General features: G+C 63.0%; 3 protein-coding genes. 1 reads left to right on the top strand and 2 read right to left on the bottom strand.

Annotation, left to right across the window (positions count from 1 at the left end; all coding sequences use genetic code 11):
* Nucleotides 1-747 precede the first annotated feature (747 nt).
* On the top strand, nt 748-2,409 hold the full coding sequence (locus ACFHVL_RS30585; RefSeq protein ID WP_416632069.1) for an AIPR family protein: 1,662 nt from the start codon (nt 748-750) through the stop codon (nt 2,407-2,409).
* A gap of 125 nt (nt 2,410-2,534) precedes the next feature.
* Here the strand turns inward: ACFHVL_RS30585 and ACFHVL_RS30580 are convergent, their stop codons facing one another.
* A complete protein-coding gene (locus ACFHVL_RS30580; protein WP_416632067.1) occupies nt 2,535-3,410 on the bottom strand; it encodes a phosphotransferase enzyme family protein in 876 nt (291 codons plus the stop codon).
* Nucleotides 3,407-4,729, bottom strand: a complete 1,323-nt coding sequence (locus ACFHVL_RS30575) for a hypothetical protein (RefSeq protein ID WP_416632066.1) — start codon at nt 4,727-4,729, stop codon at nt 3,407-3,409. Before ACFHVL_RS30575 ends, ACFHVL_RS30580 begins: the two co-directional genes overlap by 4 nt.
* Between the last annotated feature and the right edge of the window lie 846 nt (nt 4,730-5,575).

Here is a 5,575-nt window from a genome sequence, read left to right as displayed (position 1 = left end):
ACGTGTTACGCACCGTCACCGCCCTGGAGGTCTTCAGAACCACCGCACCGGGTTTTGAATGACCCTCCTTGTCCGGGGTCGGGGTAGAGGATCTTGTTGACGGCGTCGGCGAGTTGCCGGCGGGTGAGGCCCAGGCGTTCGCGTGCTGTGGTGAGCGGATGGTTCTGCATGACACCCCCGAAGTGTGGTGCACGATCGATGCGTGGTGGCGCGAACTGCCTGTGGCGGTAATCGACTTTGGACAGTATCCCACCTGGTGAATGCCGTCTTCAACCATCTGCGTCGAGCAATTCCTGTCCCTGTCAGGGAATATGTCAACGGCGGAATGTCAAGAGGGGAGGCAGGGGATGGGTCCCGCTACGGTAAGCATCCCTTCCAGTAGTGCGGGTGCGTCGCCAGCCACCGCCGGAAGCTGGCGTCCCCCACTTCGAACACGGCGCAGGAGTGATCGCAGTTCTGACCTGGTCCCGCAGCCACCGTGCACCGCCGAGCGAGTGATGGCAGGAAGTTGCGACGCCCCCGGAACCCATGTCGAGGGGCGATGCCGCAGCGATCCAGCGCGCGCGGTCTACCTGGAAGACGGCGTTCGATACCTCTGGGGTCCACGGCCTGGACGTGGTTCCATCGTCGCGGCAGCGCCTCGGTGAGTAGCTTCCAACTATGGCCCGCGCGCTTGTCGCCATGCCTATTGGGTTAGGGTACCTCTCTACCCGCGCCGGATAGTAGCCCTGGGCCAGGGAGGTAACTTTGAGTAGGTTTCACGTTAGTCAGATTGAGACACATGTTCGATCACTCTACGAGAAGGGTTATTGGAAACCCGATCTCAATGATGTGGCCAACATGTCCCGACTTCTGGCTGTACATGCCGTCCATATGGTTTTGGGGTCCGACGACGACAATAATCGCATAGTTGAGATTACTGACGGTACTGACGATCGCGGAATCGATGCCGTTGGGGTAGATCCGAACTTAAAGCTCATCGTATTCGTCCAGTCGAAATGGCGACAGGACGGAACTGGATCGATGGCTCTCGGAGATGTCCTAAAATTCCTTCAAGGCGTACAAGTGCTCTTGGGGATGAAGGCCGAGGGTGAGCCGGCGCATGCATCGGAGGATACAAGGACCGCACTCCGGAAATTGCTTATAAAGCCAGGTGCTCGAATTCGACTAGTTACCGCGTCGACTGCGATTGATCCTCTTGTGCCGGCCGTCGAAGACCCGATCGTCGAACTCCTGGGTAAGTTGAACGACCTCGAGGATACCGAGCCTTTGGCGACGCACCTGCACTTGTCGCAGGCAATGCTGTTTAATTCGATCTCAGACCAGACTCGCGCAGCAATTGACCTTGAACTGCAGATGCTTGACTGGGGCCGAGCGTCGGAACCGCATAAGATCTACTACGGCCGAGTGAGTGCAGCAGAGATCGCCAATTGGCATCAAGCTCATGGATCTGACCTGTTTGCTGAGAACATTCGCGTCGTTATTCCTCGGTCGGATATCAACGAAGGAATATTGCAGACCATCAAGTCTGAGCCGCAACAATTTGCATACTACAATAATGGGATTACAATCCTTGCAGAGTCGATCGCAATTGGGCCTGGTGGTGCGCTCAACCGTGACGTCGGATACTTCAAGCTCACCAGAGCGAGTATTGTTAACGGCGCACAGACGGTCTCAACGCTCGGAGCCGTCAAGGGGAGTGAGGCCGAATCGAACCTGGGTAATGCCTTCGTTCTTGTGAGGTGCATCGAAGTGCCCAAAAACGAGGAGGAGTTGGGTCGGCGTATAACGCGGTATGCGAACACTCAGAATGAGGTTTCGAGCCAGGACTTTGCCTTTCTTGACCGCGAGCAGCATAGATTAGTGCGTGAGCTGCAGGTGTTGGGGTATGAGTACATCCTGCGTTCGGCCGAAGTGCCGAAGTCTAAGGATCTCGGAAAGGTGATCGAACTGCGTCAGGCGGCAGTAGCGCTGGCATGTGCTTCACCGAACCTTGCCCATTCGATAACTGCGAAGAGAGAAGTATCTCGACTTTTTTCTGATACCTCCATATATAAAGCCTTGTTTAATGATCAGACTGATCCACTTAGGCTGAGTAGGGCAGTCCGGATTGTGTCGGAGGTTGACGACATTCTGGATGAAATGGAGCGTGAGTCGGATGGGGTTGAAGCGGGGGTTGCCCTTCATGGCAGACGGCCTATCGCGCATTTGGTAATGCGCAAATTGGGTGACAAATTCCTTAAAGAGCCGTCGAGTGATCTTGACCTGAGTCTCGCCAATTTACGGGCCGAGGTCAGGGGTTATGTGGCGGCGATCGTAGGGGTTTTCCCGGCGAATGCGTACCCGGGAAACGTCTTCAAGAACCAAAAGCGCGTAGCGTCTCTGATCTCACAAGCCAAGCTTCTGTAGGTATACTCGGCCGCTCCCGGTTAAATAGCAGTAGGTAGTGAGCTCGTCGGCTCGGACATCCTGTCCGAGCCGACGGTAGCCGATCGCGGGCCGGGTATGCCTCTTCCTGTCGAGGAGAAGACGAATCATGGGACGGGTTGCCAGCCCCAGGGGCGGTTGCCGTGTTCGCCGCGGATGCAGGCGAGGCGGTAGTGGGCCTGGTCGCGTAGGGCTGGGTTGTCTCGCGCGAGTTGGGCCGCGAAGGTGACCTTGCGCAGCTCTCGGGCGTCGCGGAGGACCGGAAGCCCCGGCCAGTCGGTGACGTCGTAGCCGTATTGGTGGCAGAACTCGGTCCAGCCGGGTGCGTACTCGGCGCTGAAGGTCAGGTGGTCGACGGCGACGGAGACCAGGTCCCACTCGGGTGGGCCGAAGGCGAATCGTTCGAGGTCGAGCACGACGGGTCCGGCGTCGGTGTCGACGATGTTGCCCGCCCAGGCGTCACCGTGCACGGCACCGTGGGGGAGGCCAGGAGGAAGCTCGCGGTAACGCTCGTGCAAACCGTGCAGGTGATCGAGCAGCCAGGCGCGGTCGTCGGCGGAGAACACGGTCGCCTCGGCGATGCGCTGCTCCAGGCGTACGAAGGGTGCCAGTGGAGGCAGTTCGAGACTTGCCGGGGGCCGCAGGCGGTGCAGCTGTTGCAGTACCTGGGCCAGCTGGCCGATGCTGCCTTCCCGATGCGGCGGCAGCTCATGCCAGAAGGTGACGGCTCGTCCGTCGACCGCGACTGGTTGCGGCAGATCGTCGATCGCGCGGACCGCCGGTATCCCGGATTCGTTGAGCCAGCGGGACACCCGGACTTCCTTGCCTGCGGTGGCGAGCTGCCCGTCGCGGCTGACGCGGGCGACGACGCCGCCGGGCAGGCGGTAGATGACGTTCTCCGCAGACCGGATCAGCTCAACGCCGGTCGGGTCGACCCCGACCTGCTGGCAGGCGAGCAGCAGCGCTTCCTGCGGATCCGTCATGCGACGGCTCCGACCGTCTCCCGGATCCGGGCGCGCAGCTCCTGCACTTCTGTGAGTTTGCCGTGCGGTCCGGCCATCCGGTGCAGCTCCCGTAGGTCGTCGGCGGCGCGCAGCGAGCGGACCGGTCCGGCGTCGTCGAGGGCCAGGTTGCCGATCGTCACGGCCTCCAGCGGGTCACCTTGCACCATCGTGAGGGACGCCAGTTTGATGCGGGAGATCGCCCTGGACCGCAGGTACGCCGGGAGATGGTGCTCCACTGAGTAGGCGAACCGGTCGGCCGACTCCGTAACGAGGCTGGTGTGCAGGGCGACGTCAAATAACGCGTGGGCGGTGTCGCCGTGGTGCTGGGCGTCGTCGTAGAAGCACATCCACGGCGGGTCCTCCGCTGGTGCGGCGTGCGCGAAGGCTTCGTCGGCGGCGCCGACGGCGGCCAGCGCCTCCTGTGCTCTGCCCGGACCGAGTTTGGCGAGTGCCCGTGCTCGTACGGTGTGCAGCATGGCGCGCTCGGAGGCGGTGAGCCAGTCGGCGCGGACCAGGGCCATTTCGATGTGGGTGAGCCCGTCGTCGGGCTGACCGCACCACACCGCCTGCCGGGCCAGGCTGGACAGCAGCATCGCGCGCTGGTGCCAGTCGCCGCCGATGCTGGCGCAGCGCAGGGCGAACGTGAATCGTTGCCGGGCCGCCTCGTGGTGGTAGGCGTCGAAGAGCATGAACGCCACAACCCCTGCCAACTGGGCCAGTGCCTTGTGTAGCGCGGGGCGTAGGTTCGCCGGGCAGCTCACCTCCAGCAGCCGGGACATGCGGTGCAGCTTGTCGTCGGCGATCTCCCGGACCAGCGCGCCGCCGTGCGCGTTGTCCCACTGTTCGAGGATCTCCGCTGCTTCCAGAACCTGGGCGATGTGTTCCTGGCTGACCTGACGCGGCAACTCGTCGACGACCGGTGCGCCGAGCAACGACATCAACGGGATGGCGTCGGATGTCAACGAAGCGGCGGCGGCGGGACTCAGCCCCGTTGCCGGGGACTCGTATCGATTGGATCGAACGGCGAGCATGCCTTTCGTGCGCATGCTGATATCCCGCCGGCGGAATCCGAGTTCGTCGTCGGTGTCGGCGTTGAGGACGATGCGCAGGGCGGTGCGGTAGTCCTCGGCGGGGTAGCGGATCTTGCCGTTTTCGAGTTTGCCCAGGTAGTTCGCGGTGAAGGCACTGTGGGCTGCTTGTCCGGGGTCGGGGTAGAGGATCTTGTTGACTGCGTCGGCGAGTTGCCGGCGGGTCAGGCCCAGGCGTTCGCGTGCTGCGGTGAGCGGATGGTTCTGCATGACACCCCCGAAGTGTGGCGCACGATCTGATGCGTGATGGCGCGAACTGCCCGTGTCGGTAATCGATATTGGACAGTATCCCACCCGATGAATGCCGCCTTCAACCATCTGCGTCGAGCAATTCCTGACCCTGCCAGGGAATACGTCAACGCTCAAATGTCAAGAGGGGAAGCGGGGGATGGTTCCCGCAACGGGAAGCATCCCTTCCAGTAGTGGGGGAGCGTCGCCCCGTCCCGGGCGGGACGCCTACCGCAGCCGGTCAGTCATCGGCCACGGTGTGTGCGGGGTTCGGCACAGACGCCGTACCGCTGAAGTCGCCGGACCCCGACGCGGCCTGCCGCCGCCGGAAGCCCCTGTGACCGGCGGCGGCAGGCCCCGCGAAGAAGCCCAGGCCCACCGGCCAACACAGTGGACGTACCCGGAAAGGGGTTGTGATGCTGGAAGCGGTGCCTGCCGCCCCGGTTGCCCGACGACCAGGCCCCGGTCGTGCGGAAGCGATGCGCTGCCGGATGTCGGCCATGATGCGCCGGTAGTGCGGCTCGAACTGACGTGCGGGCATGCCGAAATCGTGCCCCAGCTCGGCCTTTGCGGGAGACCCGCCGGGGTGGCGTCGATCCGGTGGAGCGGCGCTCAGCTGTTCCTTCGACGGTCGGCGCTGCCTCGGCGATCCCCATCGACGCCCCGGCCGACCGGTGTACGCGGCACCGTCGGCCACTGCACACAACCCAGGAGTGCTCCCGATTGTCGGCGTTCGGCGGAACGTGTGCCGTCGGACGCCCGTACCAGCGTCCCTGTGGGCGTACCGCCGTTTGTGGCTGCGTGCGCAGGGCGGGCGGCCCGACCTCC

Source organism: Micromonospora sp. LOL_023 (assembly GCF_048060115.1).
Lineage (GTDB): Bacteria > Actinomycetota > Actinomycetes > Mycobacteriales > Micromonosporaceae > Micromonospora_E.
The sequence above is the reverse complement of the archived record's forward strand: the minus strand, read 5'-3'. Positions and strand labels throughout refer to the sequence as shown.

Bases quoted from the DNA above. Each gene is read 5' to 3' on its own strand.
- ACFHVL_RS30580 (WP_416632067.1), bottom strand. From the start codon at position 3,410: ATGACGGATCCGCAGGAAGCGCTGCTGCTCGCCTGCCAGCAGGTCGGG.
- ACFHVL_RS30575 (WP_416632066.1), bottom strand. From the start codon at position 4,729: ATGCAGAACCATCCGCTCACCGCAGCACGCGAACGCCTGGGCCTGACC.